Origin of the sequence: Mesorhizobium metallidurans STM 2683, assembly GCF_000350085.1 — a bacterium.
GTDB lineage: Bacteria > Pseudomonadota > Alphaproteobacteria > Rhizobiales > Rhizobiaceae > Mesorhizobium > Mesorhizobium metallidurans.
Window position 1 is genome coordinate 130,870 of record NZ_CAUM01000006.1, and the last position, 22,491, is coordinate 153,360.

General features: G+C 61.9%; 22 protein-coding genes, 1 tRNA gene and 1 other RNA gene. 16 read left to right on the forward strand and 8 right to left on the reverse strand.

The window, feature by feature from the left end:
* Nucleotides 1-72: 72 nt before the first annotated feature.
* Nucleotides 73-169: signal recognition particle sRNA small type (gene ffs, locus MESS2_RS30140), an RNA gene on the reverse strand.
* A 157-nt stretch (nt 170-326) separates the two neighbouring features.
* Here ffs and MESS2_RS01525 point away from each other — a divergent pair.
* Genes MESS2_RS01525 through MESS2_RS01535 form a run of 3 tightly spaced genes read left to right on the forward strand, consistent with a single transcriptional unit; the run spans nt 327 to nt 2,051 of the window.
* Nucleotides 327-746 carry an HIT domain-containing protein gene (locus MESS2_RS01525; RefSeq protein WP_008872265.1) on the forward strand — a complete coding sequence of 140 codons (420 nt, stop codon included), beginning with the start codon at nt 327-329 and terminating at the stop codon, nt 744-746.
* 41 nt (nt 747-787) lie between these two features.
* Nucleotides 788-1,729: an NAD(+) diphosphatase gene (gene nudC / locus MESS2_RS01530; RefSeq protein ID WP_008872266.1), complete on the forward strand. Its 942-nt coding sequence runs from the start codon at nt 788-790 to the stop codon at nt 1,727-1,729.
* A 22-nt stretch (nt 1,730-1,751) separates the two neighbouring features.
* A complete protein-coding gene (locus MESS2_RS01535; RefSeq protein WP_008872267.1) occupies nt 1,752-2,051 on the forward strand; it encodes a Dabb family protein in 300 nt (99 codons plus the stop codon).
* A 52-nt stretch (nt 2,052-2,103) separates the two neighbouring features.
* On the opposite strand, the gene MESS2_RS01540 is transcribed toward MESS2_RS01535, so the two are convergent.
* Together MESS2_RS01540 and MESS2_RS01545 are read right to left on the reverse strand one after the other, a co-directional pair.
* The gene (locus MESS2_RS01540) at nt 2,104-2,967 is read right to left on the reverse strand and encodes a prephenate dehydratase (protein WP_008872268.1); all 864 of its coding nucleotides are present in this window, start codon (nt 2,965-2,967) and stop codon (nt 2,104-2,106) included.
* Nucleotides 2,968-2,991: 24 nt separating this feature from the next.
* Nucleotides 2,992-3,720: a 3-deoxy-manno-octulosonate cytidylyltransferase gene (locus MESS2_RS01545; protein WP_008872269.1), complete on the reverse strand. Its 729-nt coding sequence runs from the start codon at nt 3,718-3,720 to the stop codon at nt 2,992-2,994.
* A 192-nt stretch (nt 3,721-3,912) separates the two neighbouring features.
* Between MESS2_RS01545 and MESS2_RS01550 the strand changes: the two genes are divergently transcribed.
* The 9 genes from MESS2_RS01550 (at nt 3,913) to MESS2_RS01595 (ending at nt 14,614) form a co-directional block, all read left to right on the forward strand.
* Nucleotides 3,913-4,599, forward strand: coding sequence for a c-type cytochrome (locus MESS2_RS01550; RefSeq protein WP_008872270.1), 687 nt, complete (start codon nt 3,913-3,915; stop codon nt 4,597-4,599).
* A gap of 152 nt (nt 4,600-4,751) precedes the next feature.
* Nucleotides 4,752-6,629 carry an extracellular solute-binding protein gene (locus tag MESS2_RS01555; protein ID WP_008872271.1) on the forward strand — a complete coding sequence of 626 codons (1,878 nt, stop codon included), beginning with the start codon at nt 4,752-4,754 and terminating at the stop codon, nt 6,627-6,629.
* The gene (locus MESS2_RS01560) at nt 6,629-8,497 is read left to right on the forward strand and encodes an extracellular solute-binding protein (RefSeq protein WP_008872272.1); all 1,869 of its coding nucleotides are present in this window, start codon (nt 6,629-6,631) and stop codon (nt 8,495-8,497) included. The genes MESS2_RS01555 and MESS2_RS01560 overlap by 1 nt, the downstream gene beginning before the upstream one ends.
* Before the next feature lie 321 nt (nt 8,498-8,818).
* Nucleotides 8,819-9,913, forward strand: coding sequence for a microcin C ABC transporter permease YejB (locus MESS2_RS01570; RefSeq protein WP_008872274.1), 1,095 nt, complete (start codon nt 8,819-8,821; stop codon nt 9,911-9,913).
* The gene (locus MESS2_RS01575) at nt 9,913-11,052 is read left to right on the forward strand and encodes an ABC transporter permease (RefSeq protein WP_008872275.1); all 1,140 of its coding nucleotides are present in this window, start codon (nt 9,913-9,915) and stop codon (nt 11,050-11,052) included. The genes MESS2_RS01570 and MESS2_RS01575 overlap by 1 nt, the downstream gene beginning before the upstream one ends.
* Before the next feature lie 221 nt (nt 11,053-11,273).
* A complete protein-coding gene (locus tag MESS2_RS01580; protein ID WP_157357570.1) occupies nt 11,274-11,507 on the forward strand; it encodes a hypothetical protein in 234 nt (77 codons plus the stop codon).
* Nucleotides 11,507-12,007: a type II toxin-antitoxin system VapC family toxin gene (locus MESS2_RS01585; protein WP_008872278.1), complete on the forward strand. Its 501-nt coding sequence runs from the start codon at nt 11,507-11,509 to the stop codon at nt 12,005-12,007. The genes MESS2_RS01580 and MESS2_RS01585 overlap by 1 nt, the downstream gene beginning before the upstream one ends.
* The gene (locus MESS2_RS01590) at nt 12,004-13,632 is read left to right on the forward strand and encodes an ABC transporter ATP-binding protein (RefSeq protein ID WP_008872279.1); all 1,629 of its coding nucleotides are present in this window, start codon (nt 12,004-12,006) and stop codon (nt 13,630-13,632) included. The genes MESS2_RS01585 and MESS2_RS01590 overlap by 4 nt, the downstream gene beginning before the upstream one ends.
* A 40-nt stretch (nt 13,633-13,672) precedes the next feature.
* Nucleotides 13,673-14,614 carry a 2-hydroxyacid dehydrogenase gene (locus MESS2_RS01595; RefSeq protein WP_008872280.1) on the forward strand — a complete coding sequence of 314 codons (942 nt, stop codon included), beginning with the start codon at nt 13,673-13,675 and terminating at the stop codon, nt 14,612-14,614.
* Here MESS2_RS01595 and MESS2_RS01600 read toward each other — a convergent pair.
* Nucleotides 14,611-14,970, reverse strand: a complete 360-nt coding sequence (locus tag MESS2_RS01600; protein WP_008872281.1) for a hypothetical protein — start codon at nt 14,968-14,970, stop codon at nt 14,611-14,613. The genes MESS2_RS01595 and MESS2_RS01600 overlap by 4 nt on opposite strands.
* Nucleotides 14,971-15,068: 98 nt before the next feature.
* Nucleotides 15,069-15,995 (reverse strand): methyltransferase domain-containing protein, encoded by a 927-nt coding sequence (locus tag MESS2_RS01605; RefSeq protein ID WP_008872282.1) that lies wholly within the window; start codon nt 15,993-15,995, stop codon nt 15,069-15,071.
* Nucleotides 15,996-16,100: 105 nt separating this feature from the next.
* Here MESS2_RS01605 and MESS2_RS01610 point away from each other — a divergent pair, with 105 nt between their 5' ends.
* Both MESS2_RS01610 and MESS2_RS01615 read left to right on the forward strand, forming a co-directional pair.
* Nucleotides 16,101-17,111 carry a ligase-associated DNA damage response exonuclease gene (locus MESS2_RS01610; RefSeq protein ID WP_008872283.1) on the forward strand — a complete coding sequence of 337 codons (1,011 nt, stop codon included), beginning with the start codon at nt 16,101-16,103 and terminating at the stop codon, nt 17,109-17,111.
* 244 nt (nt 17,112-17,355) lie between these two features.
* The gene (locus tag MESS2_RS01615) at nt 17,356-18,954 is read left to right on the forward strand and encodes a cisplatin damage response ATP-dependent DNA ligase (RefSeq protein ID WP_008872284.1); all 1,599 of its coding nucleotides are present in this window, start codon (nt 17,356-17,358) and stop codon (nt 18,952-18,954) included.
* A gap of 59 nt (nt 18,955-19,013) precedes the next feature.
* On the opposite strand, the gene MESS2_RS01620 is transcribed toward MESS2_RS01615, so the two are convergent.
* A complete protein-coding gene (locus tag MESS2_RS01620) occupies nt 19,014-20,216 on the reverse strand; it encodes a hypothetical protein (protein WP_040591811.1) in 1,203 nt (400 codons plus the stop codon).
* Between the two features lie 353 nt (nt 20,217-20,569).
* Between MESS2_RS01620 and MESS2_RS01625 the strand changes: the two genes are divergently transcribed.
* Nucleotides 20,570-20,645, forward strand: a tRNA-Thr gene (locus MESS2_RS01625).
* 181 nt (nt 20,646-20,826) lie between these two features.
* Nucleotides 20,827-21,402 (forward strand): hypothetical protein, encoded by a 576-nt coding sequence (locus MESS2_RS01630; protein ID WP_008872287.1) that lies wholly within the window; start codon nt 20,827-20,829, stop codon nt 21,400-21,402.
* Nucleotides 21,403-21,917: 515 nt separating this feature from the next.
* On the opposite strand, the gene MESS2_RS32645 is transcribed toward MESS2_RS01630, so the two are convergent.
* A complete protein-coding gene (locus MESS2_RS32645) occupies nt 21,918-22,181 on the reverse strand; it encodes a hypothetical protein (protein ID WP_008872289.1) in 264 nt (87 codons plus the stop codon).
* The gene (locus MESS2_RS01640; protein ID WP_008872290.1) at nt 22,171-22,491 is read right to left on the reverse strand and encodes a hypothetical protein; all 321 of its coding nucleotides are present in this window, start codon (nt 22,489-22,491) and stop codon (nt 22,171-22,173) included. The genes MESS2_RS32645 and MESS2_RS01640 overlap by 11 nt, the downstream gene beginning before the upstream one ends.

A 22,491-nucleotide genomic window follows, 5' to 3' on the forward strand; every position in this document is an offset into this window, starting at 1 on the left:
GCGGCCGATTCCTGCCCATAGTTTCGCCCGCAGGGCTTGGCGCCGTCAATGTCGCGGGAGAAAGGCGAAGAGGCGGGAGGCTGGAACAATGACCCGTTCCGGGCTCGTTAGGGCTGCTTCCTTCCGGACCTGACCCGGTTGGCGAGTGGATCGTCCACCACCAACCTCCCGCTTTCCATATCGGCAATTCGGCGATGAAATGCAAGGGGCACGAGAATCGCCGCGCAACTGGCCAATGATTCGCTTGCAGGCCTCTTGCGGGCCCTTGGCAGCCGCTCTAGCGTTCATCAGTTTGATAAGAACACTACAAGGTGAGGGAAACGCCAATGCTGCCGGGCCTCAAGGCCGGATTCACGCTGGATGCCCGCCTGGAGGCAGACAGCGAGCAGCTTATGTGGCTTGGGCTATGCGAGTTGCGGGTGATGAACGATCGGCGCTGGCCGTGGCTGCTGTTGGTGCCGCAGCGGCCGGGCGCGGAGGAAATCCACGATATGACGCCGCTCGACCAGGCGATGCTGACCTTCGAGACCAATATGGTGGCGCAGGCGCTGAAGCGCGTGACCGGCTGCACCAAGATCAACACGGGCGCGCTCGGCAACATCGTGCGCCAATTGCATGTCCATGTCATCGCCCGCTCGGAAGGCGACCCCGGCTGGCCGGGCCCGGTATGGGGGCACGGCATGCGCGAACCCTACCAGCGCTCGGACCTGCGCCGGTTTGCCGAAACGATCAAGGCAGCGTTATAAGCCTCTCCAGTGTCCACCCTTGAGTTTTGCCCGAGTCTCCCATGAGCTTCCGCCTGTTTGACGCGCCCTTGCGCGAGCCGAGCCAATTCGTCGGCTTCGCCGGCAACACGATTGACCGGCAATCCGAAAACCGCGCCGACGATTCCGTCGAAAAGGCGCTCGCCGACCCGTCGACAAGGCTTTTGCTGATGCATGGCGGGCGGCTTTATCTGAAGCCCGCAAGCGACGGCTTCGACCCCTGGTTCGGCGCCGAGGAGAGCCTGCCACTCCAGGCGTCGCTCGATCGTGGCGTCCTGCTCGGCTTTTCCGAAAGCGGCCCGGTGCTTGCCGTGCCTACAGGCGTCGAGCCCGAGCAGCTTCCCGAAACCATCAAGGCCATCGACTACCGCTCGGTCTACATGCAGGGCCTGATCGACGAAGCGGCGGCCGGCGCACTGGCGCAAGGGGCAGCGCTGCTCGCCTGGCATGCGAGCCATCGCTTCTGCAGCAAATGCGGTACCGAGTCCGAGATGCGGGCCGGCGGCTACAAGCGGCTCTGCCCGGCCTGCGGCACCGAGCATTTTCCGCGCACCGATCCGGTGGCGATCATGCTGACGGCGACGCCCGAAAAATGCCTGCTCGGCCGCGGTCGGCATTTCGCACCGGGCATGTATTCCGCACTTGCCGGCTTCATCGAGCCGGGCGAGACGATCGAGGCGGCGGTGCGCCGCGAAACGCTGGAGGAGGCCGGCATCCGGCTTGGCCGTGTGGTCTACCATGCCAGCCAGCCCTGGCCGTTTCCCTATTCGCTGATGATCGGCTGCTTCGGCGAGCCGCTCAACGACAACATCCAGGCCGACCTCAACGAGTTGGAAGACTGCCGCTGGTTTTATCGTGACGAGGTGCGTTCGATGCTCGCCAAGGGGCACCCGGGCAATCTGTTCACGCCGCCGAAGGGGGCGATTGCCTATAACCTCATCCGCGCCTGGGCAGACAGCGCGTAAGGAACATTGCAGGGAGAAAGAAATGATCCGTCACACCGTCGTGTTCGCGCTAAAGCACAAGCCGCACTCGCTCGAGGAAAAACGCTTCCTTGCCGACGCCAAAAGAATCCTCACTGCGATAAAGGGCGTGACGCATTTCGAGCAATTGCGGCAGGTCAGCCCCAAGAACGACTATCGCTTCGGCTTCTCGATGGAGTTCGCCGACCAGCGGGCCTATACCGGCTACAACGACCATCCCGACCATGTCGCCTTCGTTCGCGACCGCTGGATTCCGGAGGTCGAAGCCTTCATGGAGATCGACTACGTGCCGCTGGGCCTCTAATTTTCCCTTGCCGCGCCCAGCGGATGGGCCGGGCGCATGCCGGCTACACACCTCAATCCGCCACCTTCCATTGCTCGCGCGATTCGCTGGCGGGATAGACACCCAGGATCCGCATTTCGCGCGAGAAGAAGCGTAGCTCGTCGAGCGCCAGCTTCACCAGCGGATCGTCGGGATGGCCCTCAATGTCGGCATAGAACAGCGTCGCCGTGAACGCGCCGAGCTGATAACTTTCCAGCTTGGTCATGTTGATGCCGTTGGTGGCGAAGCCGCCCATCGCCTTGTAGAGCGCGGCCGGCACGTTGCGGACGCGGAAGATGAACGTGGTCATCATCCTGGTGTCGGCCGAGGGGCGTTCGGCCCATTGCCTGGTCCTGGTCAGCACGACGAAGCGGGTGACGTTGCTGTCGGTGTCCTCGACATTCTCCTCGATGATGTCGAGCCCATAGAGTGTTGCGGCCAAAGCCGGCGCAAGCGCCGCCATGGTGCGGTCCTTCACCTCGGCGACCTGCTTGGCGGCGCCCGCCGTGTCGCCGGCGACGATCGCCTTCCAGCCGTTCTTGCGGATGTATTTGCGGCATTGGCCGAGCGCATGGATATGGCTGTGCACGGTTTTGATCTCGTCGCGCCTGACGCCGGGCAGAACCATGAGCTGGAAGTGGATCGGCAGGAAATATTCGCCGACAATGTGCAGCTTCGATTCCGGCAAAAGGTGATGGATGTCGGCGACGCGGCCGGCAATGGTGTTCTCGATCGGGATCATGGCAAGGTCGGCCTTGCCGGTCTCGACCGCGTTGAACGCATCCTCGAAGGTCGGGCACGGCAACGGCTCCATGTCAGGGAACATGTTGCGGCTGGCGGTGTCGGAATTGGCGCCCGGCTCGCCCTGGAAGGATATTCTGTTGGTCTTTTCAGGCATGCCAAATGTCTCGGTTGAAATGTCTCAGGTTGAAAGGATGGTTCTGGCGCGTTCAAGGTCGTCCGGCGTGTCGACGCCGAGCGGCAGCGACCGCACGATCTCGGCGTCGATGCGCATGCCGGCCTCTAGCGCCCGCAATTGCTCGAGCTTCTCGCGCCGTTCCAGCGGCGACGGCTTCAGCGCGACGAAGCGCTCAAGTGCCGAGCGGCGGTAGGCATAGAGGCCGATGTGATGATAGAGCGGCCCCTCGCCCCAGGGCGCGGTGGCGCGGGTGAAATAGAGCGCCCGCAGCCGCGTCCTGGACAGCGGCGAGCCGACGATCTTGACGACGTGGGGGTTGGTCTTTTCCTCGTCGCGGACGATCTCGACGCCGAGCGTGGCGATGTCCACCGTCGGATCATCGAACGGCTTCAACGCGGCATTGATGGTGTCGGGGTCGATCGTCGGCAGGTCGCCCTGCACATTGACGATTGTTTCGACCTTGCGCCCGGGGTCGAGCGCGGTCAGCGCCTCGAAGATGCGGTCGGAGCCCGATTCGTGGTCCGGCCGCGTCATGACAGCTTCGAAACCGTGCAGGCGCACCGCTTCCGCCACGCTTTGCGTATCGGTGGCGACCACCACCCGGCCAAGCCGGGCATCGGCGGCGCGGCGGGCGACGTGGACGATCATGGGAGCGCCGGCGATGTCGGCCAGCGGCTTGCCCGGCAGGCGGGTCGAGGCCATGCGGGCCGGGATGAGGATCAGCGTGGACATGACGACGGCAAGCGTTCGAAAAGAGGATGGGAAAAGTGGCAAAAGGTCTCACTGGAAGCGCCCTTATAGGTGTTGCAACGCCGGAGCAAAAGACCTAGTTTCCGCCCGATTTGACCGGCTCCGAGGGCTGGGTCACGATACCGACGGACGGAGTGGACGGATCGGTCCGCCGGAAAAGGGAGCCTGGGGCGTATGGACTCTTTCGAAATCAACAAGCTGATCGGCGGGCTGCTCGGAACCATCTTCGTGGTCTTCTCGGTCGCCATTGTGTCCGATTCGCTGTTCGCCTCGCCCGCGCCGGAAAAGCCCGGCTTCATCATCGAGGCCACCGAGCCGGCCGAAGGCGGCCCGGCCGCTCCCGCGGCTGGGGCCAAGCCGATCGCCGACCGCCTGGCCACCGCCAATGCCGAGGCGGGTGCGGCCGTGTTCAAGAAGTGCCAGGCCTGCCATTCCGGCGAAAAGGACGGCCCGAACAAGGTCGGCCCCGATCTCTGGGACGTCGTCGATCGTCCGGTGGCCTCTCACGAGGGCTTCGCCTATTCGGCCGGCATGAAGGAATATTCCAAGGGCGGCACGGAGAAGTGGACCTACGAGAATCTCGACCGCTTCATCACCTCGCCCAAGAAGGACGTAAAAGGCACGGCGATGGGTTTTGCCGGTCTGCCGAAGGAAGAGGACCGCGCCAACGTCATCGCCTATCTGCGCACGCTGTCGGACAATCCGAAGCCGCTGCCGACGCCTGGCGCTTCGGCGGATGCGGCCAAGCCCGCTGAGGGCGCCGCGCCTGCCAAGCCCGCCGAGGGTGCAGCGCCGGCCAAGCCGGCAGAACCTGCCGCGCCGGCACCCACCGCCCCTGCGGCGGCGGCGCCGGCTCAATGACAGAATTGTAATGGGCATATCCATAGAAAAGCCGGGTCCTGCCCGGCTTTTTTGTTAGGAAAACCGCATGTGCGGCGACAAAGCCGGCCCGCGGCGGTTTTCATGGGCGTCAAATGATCTAGATTGCCTGAGGATCGCGAAGAGGAGAACGCATGACGGTTGGCCGAACGCTTCTGAGGTCGTTGCTGGCAGCGGTCCTTCTGACCGCCGGATTGCAGGCAACGCATGCGGGTGAATGGCGCACCACCTCGTCGCTGATCGGCAAGTCCAAATATGGCGACAATTTCCAGCGCTACGACTACGTCAATCCGGACGCGCCGAAGGGCGGCACGCTGAATTCGGTGGTGCTTGGCACCTATGACAGCTTCAATCCCTACATCGTCCAGGGATCGCCAGCCGCCGGCCTCCTTCCGTTCGGTGGCGGCCTACTCTACGACACGCTGATGGAGCAGGCGACGGACGAGGGTAGCACCAGCCATCCGCTGATCGCCGACGCCTATAAATATCCGACCGACTATTCTTCCGCGACCTACCGGCTCGACCCGCGTGCGAAATGGCATGACGGCCAGCCGATCACCGTCGACGACGTGATCTGGTCGTTCCAGGTGCTGAAGGCCAACAGCCCGCAATACAGCCGCTATTTCGAGAACGTCACCGACGCGGTCGCGATCTCCGACCGCGAGGTCGAATTCCGTTTCAACCAGAAAGGCAACCGCGAATTGCCGCAGATCCTCGGCGATCTCGTCGTGCTGCCGAAGCACTGGTGGGAAGGGACCGACGCCAGCGGCAAAAAGCGTGACGTCACCAGGCCGACGCTGGAAATTCCGCTCGGCTCCGCCGCCTATAAGATCGCGAGCTTCAAGCCTGGGTCGGAAATCGTTTGGCAGCGCGTGCCCAATTATTGGGGCGCCAAGCTGCCCGTGAAGATCGGCCGCGAAAATTTCGACACCCAGCGCTTCACCTACATCCTTGACGACAACGCGGCATGGCAGGCCTTCACCAAGGGTGGACTTGACGACGTCAAGCCGGAAAACAGTTCAAAGCGCTGGAAGACATTTTATGATTTCCCGGCGATCAAGGCCGGCGACGTGATCAAGAAGGAATTCAAGACGACCTCGCCTGAACCAATGCAGGCTTTCATGCTCAACCAAAGGCGGCCGCTTTTCCAGGATCGCCTCGTGCGTGCCGCACTAACTTACCCCTTCGACTTCGAGACCATGAACCGCACGCTGTTCTACGGTTTCAACACCCGAACCAGCAGCTATTTCCAGGGCACGGAACTGGCCTCGAGCGGACTGCCACAAGGCAAGGAGCTCGAAATCCTGGAAGAGTATCGAGACAAGCTGCCGCCCGAACTTTTCACCCAGGAATTCAAGCTTCCGGTCTATGATTCGCCGCAGGCGGAGCGGAAATATCTAAAGCAGGCGGTCGACCTCTTTGCCCAGGCAGGCTGGGTGATCAAGGGCGGCAAGATGGTCAACGCAAAGACCGGCGAACCGTTCAAATTCGAAATCCTGGGCTGGAACGACACAGACCAGGTCATCTCCAGCCCTTATATCGCCAATCTGCGCAAGATCGGCGTCGATGCCACATTGCGGCTCATCGATCAGACCCAGTACATCAACCGCGTCAACAATTTCGACTATGACGCCATCATAGGGCAGCTTGGCCAATCGGATTCGCCGGGCAACGAGCAGCGCGACTTCTGGAGCTCGAAGGCCGCCGACACGCCCGGTTCACGCAACTATTCCGGCATCAAGAACCCAGTGGTCGACGCGCTCGTCGATCGCATCATCTTCGCCACAGACCGCGAAGATCTCGTCGCCGCCACCCACGCACTCGATCGGGTGCTGCTGTGGAACTACTATGTCGTGCCGCAATATTACCGGGCCGTGGTGTGGCTCGCCTATTGGAACAAGTTCGGCATTCCAGAAAAACAGCCCACCTATAGCGGTGTTGACCAGAACTCCTGGTGGATCGATCCTGACAAGGAAAAGGCGCTGGCGGCCAAATACAAGGGCGGCAATTGATGGCGGTTCTTCCCCGCCGCGACTTTCTCGCCCTTGGCACAGCGGCTGCCGCCGCAGCGCTGCTGCCCGGCCGGGCCTTCGCCACCATCCCGACCGGCGTAAAACTGCACGGCCTGTCGGCTTTCGGCGATCTCAGATATGCTGCGGATTTCAAGCATTTCGACTATGTCAATCCGGACGCCCCCAAGGGCGGGCAGATGAATTTCGCACCGCCCAACTCCACCTTGAATCAGAGTTTCCTGACCTTCAACACGTTGAATTCACTGGTGTTGAAGGGCGATTCACCGCCGCGCACCGAACTCTGTTTCGATTCGCTGATGGCGAGCGCACTTGACGAGCCTGACGCGGTCTATGGCCTGCTTGCCGAGTCCGTTACCTTGTCGCAGGACCGCAACGGCTTCCGCTTCAGCTTGCGGCCGCAAGCGCGCTTCAACGACGGCTCGCCGCTGACTGCCGAAGACGTTGTCTTCGCGTTGAAGCTCTACAAGGATAAGGGCCATCCGAACCTTTCCAAGGCGTTGCGGCACATGACGGAGGCGGTCGCGGTCGATCCCGTCACCGTCAACCTGACCTTCAACGGTGAACAGTCCGCGCAGAATATTCTGTCGGTCGTTGCAATGCCGATTGTGTCCAAGGCCTTTTATACGACCAACGAGTTCGACGCCTCGACGATGAAACCGCCGCTCGGGTCAGGGCCTTACAAAATCGGGCGGGTGGCAGCCGGACAGACTGTCGAATATGAACGCGTCGCCGACTATTGGGGCAGTGATCTCGCCGTAAACCGCGGCCTTTACAATTTCGACCGCATCCGTATCGACTTTTATCTTGATCGCCAGGCAGCGTTTGAAGCCTTCAAGAAAGGCGACACGCATTTTCGCGAGGAAGCTACCGCGCGTGTATGGGCGACCGGCTACGACTTTCCAGCGCTGAAGGACGGCAAGGTCGTCAAACGGGAGTTTCCCGGCGAGAAATCGCCGTCGATGCAGGCCGTCGCGCTGAACCAGCGCCGTCCGCAATTCCGCGATGTGCGCGTGCGGCGGGCGATCGCCAATTGCTTCGATTTCGAATGGATCCAGCGGGTTCTGTTTTTCGACTCCTACGAGCGCTCGCATTCGAATTTCGAACGGTCGGACTACAAGGCGGAAGGACTGCCCTCGCCCGGGGAACTGGCCCTGCTCGAGCCGTTTCGAGCCGAACTGCCGCCAGAGACGTTCGGCGAAGCGGTGATGCAACCTGTCTCCGACGGTTCGGGCCACGACCGCAAGCTGCTGGGCGCCGCTTCGAAACTGCTTGCCGAGGCCGGCTGGAAGCGAGCGGGCAATTTCGTGGTCAATGAAAAGGGCGAGCGACTGCGGGTGGAAATGCTGGCCGAGGAGGATGGGCTCGTTCGCATTTTCACGCCATGGGCCGAGAATATGAAGGCGATCGGGATCGACGCTTCGATCCGGCAGGTCGATTCGACGCAATATGAAAAGCGGCAGAGCGATTTCGACTTCGGTTTCAACATGCTCGCGTGGTCGATAGGGGCGACGCCCACCGCCGACGGCCTGGAGATACTCTATGATTCTCGAATGGCGAAAACGCCCGGGCAGCGCAACTATCCCGGTACGGAAAGCCCCGCCATCGATGCGCTGATCGTAGCAGCCGGCAAGGCCGGCAGCCGGATCGAACTCGTCACGGCGCTCAGGGCGCTCGACCGGGTCTTGCGCGCGCGGCTGGACTGGATTCCAACTTACTATCTCGCGAATCACCGCGTCGCCTATTGGGACATGTTCGACTTTCCCGAGCAGAAACCCGATTACGGCTTTCCGGTCGAAACGCTATGGTGGTTCGACAAGGGCAAGGCGGCAAAAATTGGCAAAGGGTGAATTTCTTGCTGGCGTCGGCGCTGCCCCTCACCTGCCTGCCGGCATCCTCTCCCCGTATAGTGACGGGGAGAGGGGCGCTTTCATCGACGGTTTCGCCAATCACAAGCGTTTTAGTAAAAGCGCCGAGACTACGGTCAGCCCCTTTCTCCCCGTCACTATGCGGAGAGAAATGTCCGGTCCACCCTCAGCAGCTGCAGCGCAGCTGCTGCGGAGGACGGGCAGGACAATGAGGGGCGGCGCTGGCGTCGATAATTGGTCTGAAGCGATTGCCTTGGGGGGCCGTCCAGACACAGTGCTCCTCCTCAAGGAGGACAACATCTGATGGGCGCCTATATACTGCGCCGCATCCTGTTGATGGTTCCGACCCTGTTCGGCATCATGGCGATATCTTTCGCCGTCATCCAGTTTGCTCCGGGCGGACCGGTGGAGCAGGTCATTGCCAGGCTGACCAACCAGGGCGGCAGCGACCGCCTCGGCAGCGGCGGCGGGGACACAGGCGGCAGCAATTTCGATGTCGCCGGCGACGTCGGCTCGAAATATCGCGGCGCGCAAGGGCTTGATCCGGAATTCATCGCCAAGCTGGAAAAGCAGTTCGGCTTCGACAAGCCACCGCTCGAACGCTTCGGCATGATGCTGTGGAACTATATCCGGTTCGATTTCGGCGACAGCTATTTCCGCGACATTTCGGTGCTCGACCTGATCCTCGAAAAGATGCCGGTGTCGATCTCGATCGGGCTGTGGATCACGCTTTTGTCCTATCTGATCTCGATCCCGCTCGGCATCCGCAAGGCGATCAAGGACGGCTCGGCGTTCGATGTCTGGACCAGCGGCGTCGTCATCGTCGGCTATGCCATTCCCGGCTTCCTGTTTGCCATCCTGTTGATGGTGCTGTTCGCTGGCGGATCGTTCTACGACTGGTTCCCGCTGCGCGGCATCGTCTCGGACAATTGGGACCAATTGTCGTGGCCGGACAAGATCCTCGACTATTTCTGGCACATGACCCTGCCGCTGACGGCGCTGGTGCTGTCGGCCTTCGCCACGACAACGCTGCTCACCAAGAACTCGTTCCTCGAGGAGATCCGCAAGCAATATGTGGTGACCGCCCGCGCCAAGGGCCTGTCGGAACGCCAGGTGCTCTATGGCCATGTCTTCCGCAACGCCATGCTGATCGTCATCGCCGGCTTTCCCGGCGCCTTCATCTCGGCCTTCTTCACCGGTTCGCTGCTGATCGAGAATATCTTTTCGCTGGATGGGCTCGGCCTGCTCGGCTTCAACTCGGTGCTGCAGCGCGACTATCCGGTGGTCTTCGCCAATCTCTACATCACCTCGCTCATCGGGCTGTTCATCGGGCTCTTGTCCGACCTGATGTACACCTGGGTCGACCCGCGCATCGACTTCGAGCGGAGAGACATCTGATGGCGGAAGCTGCCGCCGAAACGACGCCGGACCGGATCGCCCGGCCCCGGATGTCGCCGCTCAACCAGCGCCGCTGGCAGAATTTCAAGGCCAACCGGCGCGGCTTCTGGTCGTTGTGGATTTTCCTCGTGCTGTTCGTGCTGTCGCTGTTTTCCGAATTGATCGCCAACGACAAGCCGATCGTCGCCTCCTACAAGGGCGAAATCCTGTTCCCGGTTCTGGTCGCCTATCCCGAGGAGAAGTTTGGCGGCTTCTATGCGGTCACCGATTATCGCGATCCGGTCATCCAGGACGAGATCAAGGCCAATGGCTGGATGATCTGGCCGCCGGTCCGCTACTCCTACCAGACCGTCAACAACGCCATTCCCGAGGCGGCGCCCACCAAGCCGTCCTGGCTCTATAACAAGAAGACCCTTTGCAACCAGTATCCGCAAGGCGCGGCCGATCCCAATTGCATCGTCGGCAACTGGAACTGGCTGGGCACCGACGACCAGGCCCGCGACGTGCTGGCGCGCGTCATCTACGGCTTCAGGGTCTCGGTGTTGTTCGGCTTGATCCTTACCGCCGGCTCGGCGCTGATCGGGGTGACGGCGGGTGCATTGCAAGGCTATTTCGGCGGCTGGACCGACCTTCTGTTCCAGCGCTTCATCGAGATCTGGTCGGCGATCCCGGTTCTCTATCTCCTGCTGATCATCGCCGCCATCCTGCCGCCCGGCTTCTTCATCCTGCTCGGGCTGATGCTGCTGTTCTCGTGGGTGGCTTTGGTCGGCGTGGTGCGGGCCGAATTCCTGCGCGCCCGCAATTTCGAATATGTCAACGCGGCGCGCGCGCTCGGCGTGCCCAACCGCACCATCATGTTCCGGCATCTCTTGCCCAATGCCATGGTGGCGACGCTGACCTTCCTGCCGTTCCTGCTCAGTGGCTCGATCTCTATGCTGACCTCGCTCGATTACCTTGGCTTCGGCCTGCCGCCCGGCTCCGCCTCGCTCGGCGAACTCCTGAAGCAGGCCCAGCGCAACCTCAACGCGCCATGGCTCGGCATTTCGGGGTTCGTCGTCATCTCGCTGATGCTATCGCTGCTGGTCTTCGTCGGCGAGGCGACCCGCGACGCGTTCGATCCGCGCAAGACGTTCCGATGAGAGCGATGCAGGCCGGCATTCGGCGTGTTATATTCCGGGAATGGCAATCCGAACAAAGGCGGACCTACCCATCAAGAATTGGCGGCTATGACCGGTGAAACACCAGTGGCAGCCGTCGCTCGATCGCCGGAGAGCAAGTTGGCCGAAATCGAGCGAAGCCAGGACGATGTGTTGGCGTTCGTTCAGTCCGTCAATCCGCAATTTTGTGGAAGGAAAGGGTCGTGAATAAGATCATCCTTGAACATTACCCGGCATCGAAGCTCCCGGATGAACTGCGAAAAGGTATAGCTCTGGGCGCCTCGGTCAAAGTGACCGTGGAAGAAGAGGCCAACAGGCCCCTCGGCCGCGAACAATTGCTTGAACTCATGCGGAATGCTCAGGCCAACGCGCCGGGAACAAGCCTCGATGAGGCCGTCGCGCGTGTTCGTGCCCTCCGCGATGAGTGGGAGGATTGATGGCTGCAGTCCGGCTTTACGTCGACACCAATATTTTCATCTACGCCTTTGAGAACAATGACGCGCTTGCAAAAAAACTACTTCAGGTCATTTCACTGAACGGGGGCAGAAAGCAACCTTTCCTGGCGACAAGCGAGATCGTTCTCGCAGAGTTGATGGTTGACCCCTTGAAAAAGAACAATGAACGGCTGATCGAACTCTACGACAATATTTCGATCGGCAATGCCTTTATCTCAATTGAGACTGTAACCCGCGAGATTCTCTGGCACGCAGCTCAACTGCGTTCGGAATTCCTTTCATTAAGATTGCCAGACGCGATCCATCTTTCCACAGCGATGCACTTCGGCTGCACACAATTTCTGACTGCGGATACGAGATTGAAGGAGACCTATTCTATCGTACCAAATCGTCTCGTTCGCCTTCAAATGGCAGCCGAAATTTCGATCATGCGACCGGAAATTTATGCCTTGGATAGAGTCATCGCGGAACTTGAGCCATGACCGCTCCTCTCCTCTCGGTCCGGGATCTGAGCGTCGCCTTCGCGCAAGAAGGGCGCCAGTCGATCGCCGTCGACCACATCTCCTTCGACATCGCCAAGGGCGAGACGGTGGCGCTGGTCGGCGAATCCGGCTCCGGCAAGTCGGTCTCGGCGCTGTCGGTGCTGAAGCTCTTGCCCTATCCGACCGCCAGCCATCCGTCGGGGCAGATCCTGTTCCAGGGCGCCGACCTGCTCGCCACCAACGAGAAGGAACTGCGCCGCGTACGCGGCAACAACATCACCATGATCTTCCAGGAGCCGATGACCTCGCTCAATCCGCTGCATACGATCGAGCAGCAGATCGTCGAGGTGCTGAAGCTGCATCAGGGGCTGGGCGACCGCCAGGCCAAGGCGCGTACGCTGGAACTGTTGAACGAGGTCGGCATCCGCGAGCCGGAAAAACGGCTCGACGCCTATCCGCACCAGCTTTCCGGCGGCCAGCGCCAGCGTGTCATGATCGCCATGGCGCTGGCCAACGAGCCTGAGCTTCTGATCGCCGACGAGCCGACGACGGCGCTCGACGTGACCGTGCAGGCGCAGATCCTCGAACTGCTTGCGGGCCTGAAGAGCCGCAAGAACATGTCGATGCTGTTCATCACCCACGATCTCGGCATCGTCAGGAAGATCGCCGACCGGGTCTGCGTGATGACCAAGGGCAAGATCGTCGAGACCGGTCCGACCAAGGACATTTTCGCCAATCCGCAGCACGCCTACACCCGGCATCTGCTTGCCGCCGAACCGAAGGGCAAGCCGCCGGCCGCCAACGATGCCGCCAAGCCTGTGATGACGGGCAAGGACATAAAAGTCTGGTTTCCGATCAAAAAGGGCTTTTTCCGGCGCACGGTCGACAATGTGAAGGCGGTCGACGGCATCGACGTCACCGTGCGCGCCGGGCAGACGCTCGGCGTCGTCGGCGAATCCGGTTCGGGCAAGACGACGCTCGGCCTGGCGCTGGCCAGGATGATCTCCTCGACCGGGAGCATCCGGTTCAACGGCCGCGACATAAACAAGCTGACCTTCAACGACATGCGGCCGCTCAGGCGCGAACTGCAGATCGTCTTCCAGGATCCCTTCGGCTCGCTCAGTCCGCGCATGTCGATTTCAGAGATCATCGAGGAAGGGCTGAAGATCCACGAGCCGAAACTGTCGCCCGATCAGCGCGACAAACGCATCGTTGGTGTGCTGAAGGAGGTCGGCCTCGATCCCGCCACGCGCAACCGCTATCCGCACGAATTCTCCGGCGGCCAGCGGCAGCGCGTCGCCATTGCGCGCGCCATGGTGCTCAACCCGCGTTTCGTCATGCTGGACGAACCGACCTCGGCGCTCGACATGAGCGTGCAGGCGCAGGTCGTCGACCTCCTGCGCAGCCTGCAGGCGAAGCACGACCTCGCCTATCTGTTCATCAGCCACGATTTGAAAGTCATCCGCGCGCTTGCCAACGACGTCATCGTCATGCGCAATGGCAGGATCGTCGAGGCCGGTCCTTCCGAGCAGATTTTTGGAAACCCGCAAACCGACTATACTCGGGCGCTGATCTCTGCCGCCTTCAAGATCGAGACGGCGCCGGTCGGCATCGTCAGCGAGTAGGCTGCAAAAAGCTCGGACAATAGGGAAGAATACTCCGCAAATGGAAAAAGGCCGTATCCTGCTTGCCCTTACCGGTATCCATCCACGGCGCTGGCAAGAGCTGCTGTCGGCGGAGCGCGAAGTCGTGCTTGAGCCGGAGGGCGCCAGCGACCCCTCGATCACCTATGCGGTGGTGTGGAAGCAGCGGCCGAACCTTCTGTCGTCGCTGCCCAATCTGCGCGCCATTTTTTCCATCGGCGCCGGCGTCGATCACATCTTCGCCGATCCCACCCTGCCCGATGTGCCGATCGTGAAAATCGTTGCCGACAATCTTACCCAGCACATGACCGAATATGTCGTCTGGCGGGTGCTCGACCACCACCGCCAGGGCATGCTCTACCGCGCGCAGCAACCCAAGAAGATCTGGCACGAGCCGCCGCAGCGGCTGGCCGGCGACATCTCCGTCGGTATCATGGGGCTCGGCAATCTCGGCCGCGCGGCGGCGTCGGCGCTGCTGTCGCTCGGCTTTGCGGTCAATGGCTGGTCGCGGAGCGACCGGCCGATGGAAGGTGTCTCGACCTATTCGGGCGAGGCCGGATTGATTCCCTTCCTCAATGCCACCGACATTCTGGTGGTGCTGTTGCCGCTCACCCGGCAGACGCAAGGCATCATCAACCATGGTGTGCTGAAGGAGCTGCGCAAGCGCAACGGCCTCGGCGGCTCGGTGCTGATCAATGCCGGGCGCGGCCGGCTGCAGAAGGACGCCGACATACTGCGCGCGCTGGAGGACGGCACGCTGAAGGAAGCGAGCCTCGACGTGTTCGAGGTCGAGCCGCTGCCCAAGACCAGCCCGCTGTGGAGCCACCCCAAGGTGTTCGTCACGCCGCATGCGGCGGCGACCTCCGATCCCGTGCACCTGGTGCCGATCATGCTGCGGCAGATGGCGGCGTTCGAGCGCGGCGAGACGCTCGACAATCTGGTGGATCGCGACGCGGGATATTAGCTCGGCAGGGCGAACTTATTCTGCTTGGCCGGCTTGCCGCAGTCGCGGCGGGTGATCGACCGGTTCATGGCGTCGATCCGGCCGCTGGCCTGTTCGGCATCGCGCCGTGCCTTGGAACGGACATCGGGCGTGAACGGGCCGAAGCCTGTACCCGAATTGGAGAAGGCGGGCTTGGCGTCCCGCGGCAGGCGATATTGCTGCGCCAAGGCATTTCTTTGCGCCAGCAACTGGTCGCAAGGCACGCTGTCGAACTGCAGCGAGGACTCGACGTTCTCATCCTGCCGTTCGGCCAGCGAAGAGCCGGCGCAGCCGGCCATTGCCAGGCAAGATGCCAAGACCACCAAGTTCCAGCGCATGGGCGTGCTCCCTGTCAATGTTCCATCTTTCGGGCATGGGAATCGGACTTTTTCGCAGCCAATGCAACGATGGTGTGGCCTGTATACGAAAATCCCGTTCACACATTGCCCGGTGAAGTGCGCAAGGCCGCGACCACGGCCAGCCCCTCGACCGGTTGGCGGCGATCCTGCCGGATGACGGTTGTTTGCGCCGACAGGATCGAAAAGCCGTTGGCCGCGAGCACGTGGCGCACATAGATTTCCGAATGCGCATAGCGCCGCGACGGCTGCAGCGCGAAGTCGGCGGCGCCTGCGAGCGTCTCGACCGAGAACGCGAACAGACCATTATCGGCAAGCATCTCGGCAACCGTCCCGACGATGCCTTCGAGCGCGCCGATATAGATGAACACGTCGGCCGCCACCACCAGATCGGCTCTTTCGCCGGCATGGGAAAAGGTCTGCAGGTCCGCCTTGGCGAGATGATCGTAGACGCCTTTGGCCCGCGCCTTGCCCAGCATCCTGGCCGAGATGTCGTAACCCTCGAGGCGATCGGCGATCGGCCGCAGCCTCTGGCCCATCAGGCCGGTGCCGCAGCCGAGGTCGATCGCCAGCCGGAAGCGGCCCGGCCTTGCCGACCGAATGGCCCGATCGAGAAACTCGGGCAGGAGGTAACCGAGCTTGTCGACCAGCGCCTCGTCGAAGGTACCGGCATAGTGGTCGAACAGCGTTTCGACGAAGGCGCTGGGCGGTGCCGGGGTGGCTGGCGCCCTGCCGATCAGTTGCAGCTTAAGCCCCGCACCAAGCCGATCCGCCGGCTCCAGCTTGAGCGTCATCGTCCAGGCCTGCGCCGCCTGATCGAAAGCGCCCGCGGCCTCCTGTATCTCGCCGAGGCGGAACCAGCCCATCGCCCATTGCGGCGCCAGTTCCAGCGCGCCGAGCAGCAGCTCGGCGGCTGCCGGATGATCGCCGGATGCGTGAAGCATTTCGGCATAGTCGGCACGACGATCGGTGTTGAGGTCGCCGGAAGAGGTCTGGAGTGATTTCATCGACGGTTGTTCCGCCGGCAAATGAGGCCGGCACGGGTGTATGCTGGAGTCAGCAGTCTCTTGCAACAGGCTTCCCGCGGCGGAATTAGCAACTATCTTGGAAAAATGCGCGCCAGCGACCTGCTTCATCCCCGGCCCGAGGGCCTCTATTGCCCGCCCGGCGATTTCTTCATCGATCCGGTGCGGCCGGTCAACCGGGCGCTGATCACGCACGGCCATTCCGACCATGCTCGTTCCGGCCACCGCGCCGTGCTCGCCACAAGGCAGACGCTCGACATTATGGGGCTGCGTTATGGCGAGGGGTTCGCCGGGACGACGCAAGCGGCGGCCCTTGGCGAGACAATCGCGCTGAACGGGGTCACGGTCACCTTTCATCCAGCCGGCCATGTGCTCGGCTCGGCGCAAATCGCCGTCGAGCATCAGGGCAGGCGCATCGTCGCCTCCGGCGACTACAAGCGCCAGAAGGACGCCACCTGCGAGTCGTTCGAACCGGTCAAATGCGATGTCTTCATCACCGAGGCGACCTTCGGCCTGCCGGTGTTCCGTCATCCACCCGACAGTGAAGAGATTGCCCGGCTGCTGAAATCGGCGGCGCAGTTTCCCGAACGATCGCATCTGGTCGGCGCCTATGCGCTCGGCAAGGCGCAGCGGGTGATGCGGCTGCTGCGCGATGCCGGCTTCGACAGGCCGATCTACATTCATGGCGCGCTGGCCAAGCTCAGCGACTATTACCAGAACCAGGGCATCGACCTCGGCAGGCTGGAGCCGGCAACCGTCGAAAGCGGCGGCAAGGACGATTTCACCGGAGCCATCGTCATCGGTCCGCCATCGGCCTTCGCCGACCGCTGGGCGCGGCGCTTTCCCGATCCGATCTCATGCTTCGCGTCCGGCTGGATGCGCATCCGCCAGCGCGCCAAGCAAGGCGGCGTCGAGCTGCCGCTGATCATTTCCGACCATTCCGACTGGGACGAGCTGACCGCCACGATCAAGGAGACCGGCGCCGAGGAGATCTGGGTTACGCATGGGCGAGAGGAAGCGCTGGTGCGCTGGTGCGAGCTCGAAGGCATCGCGGCGCGGCCGCTGCATCTGGTGGGATATGAGGACGAGGGCGATTGATGGCAATTGTTGACCCATCAATCGCCAGTGCCGCGATCCTTCACACCCCCCTCTGGCCTGCCGGCCATCTCCCCCGCAAGGGGGGAGATTGGCAGCTTCGGCGCCGCGCTCATTCCCCCAACACTGGAGATTGGCGAAACCAGTGGCGACATCCGATCTCCCCCCTTGCGGGGGAGATGTCCGGCAGGACAGAGGGGGGTGTGACGGAACGCAATCTCTCCCGATTGACCCGGCGCGCCCCCTCATGAACCGCTTTGCCGAACTGCTCGACCGCCTGGTGCTGACGCCGTCGCGCAATGGCAAGCTGACGCTTCTGACCGATTATTTCCGCAGCGTCGAGGATCCGGATCGCGGGCTGGCGTTGGCCGCGATCACCGGCGACCTTTCGATCGCCGCGGTCAAGCCGGCCATGCTGCGAACGCTGGTCATCGAGCGCATGGACCCGGTGCTGTTCGGCTATTCCTACGACTATGTCGGCGATCTCGCCGAAACCGTGTCGCTGGTCTGGCCGCAACCGCCTGGGGATCCCCCGGACCATTCGCCGACGCTCGCCGAGGTCGTGGCGAAGCTGCAGGCGGCCAGCCGTTCCGACGGACCGAAGGTGCTGGCGAGGCTGCTGGACAGCGCCAGCATCTCGGCGCGTTTCGCCATCATCAAGCTGGTGACCGGCGGCCTGCGCATCGGCGTCTCGGCGCGGCTGGCCAAGCAGGCGCTGGCCGACCTCGGCCAAGTCGACGTCGCCGAGATCGAGGAGCTCTGGCACGGGCTGACGCCACCCTATGCCGGGCTCTTTGCCTGGCTGGAAGGCAAGGCGGAAAGACCCGAGAAGACGGCGCTGGCGCTGTTCCGGCCGGTGATGCTGTCCAATGCGGTCGGCGACGGCGACCTCGAAAAGCTCGATCCGGCCGACTATGCGGCCGAGTGGAAATGGGACGGCATCCGCGTTCAGGCGGTTTGCGAAGGCGGTGTCCGCCGGCTCTATTCGCGCACTGGCGACGATGTTTCCGGCGCCTTCCCCGACCTTGCCGAAGCCATGGATTTTTCAGCCGCGCTGGATGGCGAGCTGCTGGTCGGCGATCCCCAGGCGACCGGGACGTTTTCGGACCTGCAGCAGCGGCTGAACCGCAAGAGCGTGACGCCGAAGATACAGCAGCGATATCCGGCCTTCATGCGCTGCTACGATGCGCTGCAGATCGGCGACGAGGATCTGCGCGCGCTGTCGTTTCGCGAGCGGCGCGGCCGGCTGGAAAGCTTTATCGGGACGCTCGACCCCAGCCGTTTCGATCTGTCGCCGCTGGTCGAATTCCCGGACTGGACGGCACTCGAGGAATTGCGCCGGGCGCCGCCGCACCCGATCATCGAAGGCGTCATGCTGAAACGCTGGGATTCGCCCTATCTCACTGGGCGGCCGAAAGGTCCGTGGTTCAAATGGAAGCGTGATCCGCATACGGTCGACGCCGTGCTGATGTATGCCCAGCGCGGCCATGGCAAGCGTTCGAGCTTTTACTCCGACTACACGTTCGGCGTCTGGTCCGGACCGGAGGGCGCGGAAGAGCTGGTGCCGGTCGGCAAGGCCTATTTCGGCTTCACCGACGAGGAACTGAAGCAGATCGACAAATATGTCAGGGACAACACGATCGAGCGTTTTGGCCCGGTCCGCTCGGTGCGGGCCGATCGCAGAGAAGGCCTGGTGCTGGAGGTGGCGTTCGAAGGGCTCAACCGCTCGACGCGGCACAAATCGGGCGTCGCCATGCGCTTTCCGCGCATTTCGCGGCTGCGTTGGGACAAGCCGGCAGCCGAGGCCGACCGCATCGAGACGCTGCAGGCGCTACTCGATAGTTAGACTTTTGTTTGAGCATCGGATTTTCCCAAAACCGGTTTCCACTTTTGGGTCCGATGCTCCTACGGCAATATCGAGACGCGGATCTCGTAGATGTCGACCGACTTGCCCTGCTTGTCGAAGTCGGAATTGATGGCGATGGTGCCGGCGGCACCCGGTCGCTTGTCGGGAAACCGCACGTCGAACAGATATTCATTGCGCTCCCGGCCGACCGCATAGCGCTTGCGGCCGCAGTCGCCGAGTTCGCCGAAATTGCAGTCGACGGAAATCTGCGTCTCCTTACCTTCCTCGGAACGCGCGAGGATGTCGAACGTCGCATGCTTGCCGGCGAGCTTCTCCAGCACGCCTTGTCCGACATCGAAGCTGATGGCCGAACCGGAGGCGCCCGAACGGATGCGCAGGAAGGAACCGCTCTCGTCCTGCATGGCTTCAGCCTTGGCATCCGAGGGTGCACTGACGAGCGTGGGGTCGCCTGGCGAAAACACGTTGATCCAGTCGCGCGCCTGATCCGCCTCGCCGGGCTTTTGCGGCGAGGCCGTATCTGCCGGCGGCGCAAAATCGTCGTCGTCCACCGTCGGCGGCTCCTGTGGCGGCGCCGTATCGAGCTCAGCCGGCGTCTTGAAGACGCCGGTCTGCGCGGCGAAATACAGACCGATGCCGGCGGCCGCGAGCAGCGTCACGCCAAGGAAGATAGCCGTCAGCGGCAAGCGGCGCCCTCTTATCCGCCTCTCGTCGCGGTCGGGCGTCACCTCGGCGTCATCGGCTCCGGTCGATGCAGGGGCCGACATGTCGACCTCCGGCACGCCGGGAAAAACCGCTTCGGGCATGATATCGGGGACGACCGGCAGCACGCGCGACCTGGGTTCGTCGGATGGAGGAGGTTCTACCGGCCCGTCGACAACGATGTCGGGCGACGGCGCGGGCTCGGCAGCTTCAGCCTCTGCCGGAAGCTCCACCGCCGGCGCTGCCGCAACGTTGTCCTCCGGCGCTGCTGCCGCGGCGTTATCTGCCGGCACCACCTCAGCGTTGTCCTCCGGCGCGCCAATGTCGGGAATCGCCGGCAGGAATTCGGTTTCGATTTCAGCGATCTTGGCCTGCACCGCCTTGCGGCGCTTGATGGCGACTTCCACCGTTACGTTCGGATTGGCCTGAAGAGCACGGTCAAGTGCTGCGAAGGCCGACCGATAGACCCGCTCGCGAAACGCCCGATCCTCGGCATTGCCTTTTTCGAAAGCATTCCGGATCGCTTTTTCGATCGCGTCCAAGCCGGATCCCTCTGCACGTTCGCTCACATTGTCATGATCGTTAGCCGCAGGCGACCAATCAATCAACGGGCGAGCGGCCGCATTCTGCCTTGCCGACGCCTCCAAAGCCCATTTCGGCGGCTTTTCGGTAAAGAAATCAACATTTTTCGCCAGTTTTCCGCCTCGACGGCAAACAACCTGCTGGTGTGGCATCGCGCGAACAATGGCGGAGCGGCGGCGTGGGCTTCGTTTGGGCAGCGCATGGGATCGGCACGAATTGCCAAGTCCCATCTTGATTTCGCGGCGGCCCATCTTGAATTCACGGCCGGTTGCGTCTATCACCCAGCGCATCTTGGAGGCCTCGGGCTTCCCGGGCCGCTTTAGCTCAGTTGGTAGAGCACATCATTCGTAATGATGGGGTCAGGTGTTCAAGTCACCTAAGCGGCACCAACTATCTCTTTGCTTTTCCTATTATCTTTGCCCTGACACCAGCGGGAAAGGCGAGGTTACAAGGGAACATAAGGGAACCAAAACCCCGGATTGAGCGCCTAAACTCCCGGAATACTCCCGGAATTGTCCTGATTTGGTGCGAGGCTTTTCCCACTCGTTTCGCACGGGTTGGGCTACCTCTATGACGAAGGAGAGCGTGGATGCCCTTCGGCAGTTGATCGCAGATAAGATCGCTACGGCACCTTATGAGTTAGACGGCTTCATGTGGTGTGCCATGCCTCAATCAGACATTTGCGCCAAGCTGACCATTTCCGTCAGCACCCTCTGTCGCATGATCAGCAAGCCCCCGATTATTCGAGAGCGTGCACAAGGCTTTACGCTTCTTAGGGAGGGAATACCGGGGCCGAAGACGAAGAGGCAGGTCCAGAGGCACCTCGCTAACATCTGGCGAAAAATCACTGGGATACCGATCATTGGAGGTAAGCCCTTCGGCCACCTCGCTGGAATGGTGGATGCATGGGGCTTGGACAAAGCCCCAGCTGTTCTCACGCTTGTGTTGATGAACTGGTCCAAGTTCATGGCCGGGGTGCATATAGAAATCGAGATGCTGGGAGACGACGGCTACAAGAGGTTCTACGAATACCCGTCTACGTCCGTGATCCTTCGTTTCAACAAGGTCGGGATCGAGATGTATCTGAGCGATCAGCAGGAGAACTATGGACTGAATGCGGACTGCGGAGGGTTGTGGTTCAGCTGATGACCGAATGCATTATGTCCTCCAATTCATAAATTGAACCCACTAACCATGGGACAGAACGAATATCACCATCTACACAGGGGTCAGAATGCATTCGGTCATAGTAATAGTCGGGGTCCCCCATTCGCGAGGCTCAGGGGAACTTGCACCCGCAAAAAAATTGGAACATAAGTCGGGAAGAAGGGAGATCGCTTACGCTCTCTCCCGAAGACTTCCTCACCCCATAGCCCTAGGTTTCACCCGAGGTCGATGCCGGGCCAGTCTGCTCCGATAGTAGCCCCTGTCCGGAGCCGCGAGTGAATGGCGTACCTCTCAAACTAGATTGCGACACTTGTTCCGCTTTTTACGAGAGGCCGAAAACACAAAATGAAATCAATTTCACGTTGTGACAGAGGGTGACACCCCCGCCTTGCCAAGCGGGTCCTTCGTTAGCGCGCTCGGCATGATCCGACAGAGGCGGCGGCCAAGGAAGAGAGCACGTTCCTCCACCTGCTTAGCCCTCTGACCGCCCCGCCTCACTCCATGTCAGGCACGTCCCCACCCACAAAGAGTGTCGTCGGTTCGCCGTACTCGCCTAGCGCTGGGTTAGCCTCACGCGACCACGCAATGACACCCGCATGTTTCCCCGCCAAGCCCTTTGCGGTCCTTATTGCCCGGTCTTCCGTCTGCTGCTCGGCTGGCCCAAAGACAGGCTGAAGGTCGCCGGTCTCGTCGCGATCAAAGGCGGTGACGACGATAAGCTTGGGGGCTTTCTGCTGCGGCAGGAGGTTATCCGACATGCCGGTTGTCTTTCCGCTGGACTAAGAGCTGGTTGAAGTTGAGCGGTGTAGGGGGAAGAACCTCGGTCATCTCGTATAGAGGTATCATTGAAGCCTCTGGCTCTGGTGCTTTCTGCTTTTCTTTCAGCTCCGCAATTTCGTCGTCACGCCTCGCAATGCGGCTCTCCAGATTGGCAACACGCTCAGTCAGCAAGTAGCGACCGACCACGAAGCCACCGCCTCCGAACAGCGCGGCGAACGTCGCAAAGGAAGCCGGGTTTGCCAGCACCAGCGCGGAGTTGGTTTCTAGGAAAGCAATAAGGTCCTGCAT

Coding starts and splice junctions, on each gene's coding strand:
- MESS2_RS01525 (WP_008872265.1), top strand. CDS start 327: ATGCTGCCGGGCCTCAAGGCCGGATTCACGCTGGATGCCCGCCTGGAG.
- nudC (WP_008872266.1), top strand. CDS start 788: ATGAGCTTCCGCCTGTTTGACGCGCCCTTGCGCGAGCCGAGCCAATTC.
- MESS2_RS01535 (WP_008872267.1), top strand. CDS start 1,752: ATGATCCGTCACACCGTCGTGTTCGCGCTAAAGCACAAGCCGCACTCG.
- MESS2_RS01540 (WP_008872268.1), bottom strand. CDS start 2,967: ATGCCTGAAAAGACCAACAGAATATCCTTCCAGGGCGAGCCGGGCGCC.
- MESS2_RS01545 (WP_008872269.1), bottom strand. CDS start 3,720: ATGTCCACGCTGATCCTCATCCCGGCCCGCATGGCCTCGACCCGCCTG.
- MESS2_RS01550 (WP_008872270.1), top strand. CDS start 3,913: ATGGACTCTTTCGAAATCAACAAGCTGATCGGCGGGCTGCTCGGAACC.
- MESS2_RS01555 (WP_008872271.1), top strand. CDS start 4,752: ATGACGGTTGGCCGAACGCTTCTGAGGTCGTTGCTGGCAGCGGTCCTT.
- MESS2_RS01560 (WP_008872272.1), top strand. CDS start 6,629: ATGGCGGTTCTTCCCCGCCGCGACTTTCTCGCCCTTGGCACAGCGGCT.
- MESS2_RS01570 (WP_008872274.1), top strand. CDS start 8,819: ATGGGCGCCTATATACTGCGCCGCATCCTGTTGATGGTTCCGACCCTG.
- MESS2_RS01575 (WP_008872275.1), top strand. CDS start 9,913: ATGGCGGAAGCTGCCGCCGAAACGACGCCGGACCGGATCGCCCGGCCC.
- MESS2_RS01585 (WP_008872278.1), top strand. CDS start 11,507: ATGGCTGCAGTCCGGCTTTACGTCGACACCAATATTTTCATCTACGCC.
- MESS2_RS01590 (WP_008872279.1), top strand. CDS start 12,004: ATGACCGCTCCTCTCCTCTCGGTCCGGGATCTGAGCGTCGCCTTCGCG.
- MESS2_RS01595 (WP_008872280.1), top strand. CDS start 13,673: ATGGAAAAAGGCCGTATCCTGCTTGCCCTTACCGGTATCCATCCACGG.
- MESS2_RS01600 (WP_008872281.1), bottom strand. CDS start 14,970: ATGCGCTGGAACTTGGTGGTCTTGGCATCTTGCCTGGCAATGGCCGGC.
- MESS2_RS01605 (WP_008872282.1), bottom strand. CDS start 15,995: ATGAAATCACTCCAGACCTCTTCCGGCGACCTCAACACCGATCGTCGT.
- MESS2_RS01610 (WP_008872283.1), top strand. CDS start 16,101: ATGCGCGCCAGCGACCTGCTTCATCCCCGGCCCGAGGGCCTCTATTGC.
- MESS2_RS01615 (WP_008872284.1), top strand. CDS start 17,356: ATGAACCGCTTTGCCGAACTGCTCGACCGCCTGGTGCTGACGCCGTCG.
- MESS2_RS01630 (WP_008872287.1), top strand. CDS start 20,827: ATGACGAAGGAGAGCGTGGATGCCCTTCGGCAGTTGATCGCAGATAAG.
- MESS2_RS32645 (WP_008872289.1), bottom strand. CDS start 22,181: ATGTCGGATAACCTCCTGCCGCAGCAGAAAGCCCCCAAGCTTATCGTC.
- MESS2_RS01640 (WP_008872290.1), bottom strand. CDS start 22,491: ATGCAGGACCTTATTGCTTTCCTAGAAACCAACTCCGCGCTGGTGCTG.